The 1,190-nt window shown below is 61.0% G+C and carries 1 protein-coding gene; it reads left to right on the top strand.

All coding sequences use genetic code 11. The features are described from left to right. Positions 1 to 67: 67 nt before the first annotated feature. Positions 68 to 1,190: signal recognition particle protein (gene ffh, locus H8F21_RS29220; RefSeq protein ID WP_203585837.1), on the top strand; the 1,123-nt coding region annotated here is incomplete at its 3' end.

Genomic DNA, 1,190 nt, shown 5'->3' with positions numbered 1-1,190 from the left:
CAGCCTGGGCCGTCATTACCTCGGTCTACCACTGCATTTCGATGAGTAGGGCCTGAAAGGATCGCGCATGTTTGAAAACTTGACTGACCGTCTCTCGCAGACGCTGCGCCACGTAACCGGCAAGGCCAAGCTGACCGAGGACAATATTAAAGACACCCTGCGTGAAGTGCGCATGGCGTTGCTCGAAGCCGACGTCGCTTTGCCGGTGGTGAAGGACTTCGTCAACTCGGTCAAAGAGCGCGCAGTGGGCACTGAAGTGTCCCGCAGCCTGACGCCTGGCCAGGCATTCGTGAAGATCGTCCAGGCCGAACTCGAAAGCCTGATGGGCGCGGCCAACGAAGACCTGAACCTCAGCGCCGTGCCACCGGCCGTCGTGCTGATGGCGGGTTTGCAAGGTGCGGGTAAAACCACCACCGCCGGCAAGCTGGCGCGCTTCCTTAAAGAGCGCAAGAAGAAGTCGGTGATGGTGGTGTCGGCCGACGTCTACCGTCCGGCGGCCATCAAGCAGCTGGAAATGCTCGCAGGCGAAGTCGGCGTGACCTTCTTCCCGTCCGACCTGAGCCAGAAGCCGGTCGACATTGCCAACGCGGCTATTAAAGAAGCCAAGCTCAAGTTCATTGACGTGGTCATCGTCGATACCGCCGGTCGCCTGCACATCGACGAAGAGATGATGGGCGAGATCAAGGCGTTGCATGCTGCGATCAACCCGGTCGAGACGCTGTTCGTGGTCGACGCCATGACCGGCCAGGATGCGGCCAACACCGCCAAGGCCTTCGGCGACGCACTGCCGCTCACCGGCGTGATCCTCACCAAGGTCGACGGTGACGCCCGTGGCGGTGCCGCGCTGTCGGTACGTGCCATTACTGGCAAGCCGATCAAGTTCATCGGTATGGGCGAGAAGAGCGAAGCGCTTGAGCCGTTCCACCCTGAGCGTATTGCCTCGCGCATCCTCGGCATGGGCGACGTACTCAGCCTGATCGAGCAAGCCGAAGCCACCCTCGACAAGGACAAGGCCGACAAACTGGCCAAGAAGCTGAAGAAGGGCAAGGGCTTCGATCTTGAAGACTTCCGCGACCAGCTGCAGCAGATGAAGAACATGGGCGGCCTCGGCGGCCTGATGGACAAACTGCCGAACATCGGCGGTGTGAACCTGGCGCAAATGGGCAATGCCCAGGGCGCGGCAGAGAAAC

Origin of the sequence: Pseudomonas arcuscaelestis (assembly GCF_016881005.1) — a bacterium.
Lineage (GTDB): Bacteria > Pseudomonadota > Gammaproteobacteria > Pseudomonadales > Pseudomonadaceae > Aquipseudomonas > Aquipseudomonas arcuscaelestis.
This window is presented reverse-complemented; position numbering and strand designations above follow the sequence as displayed.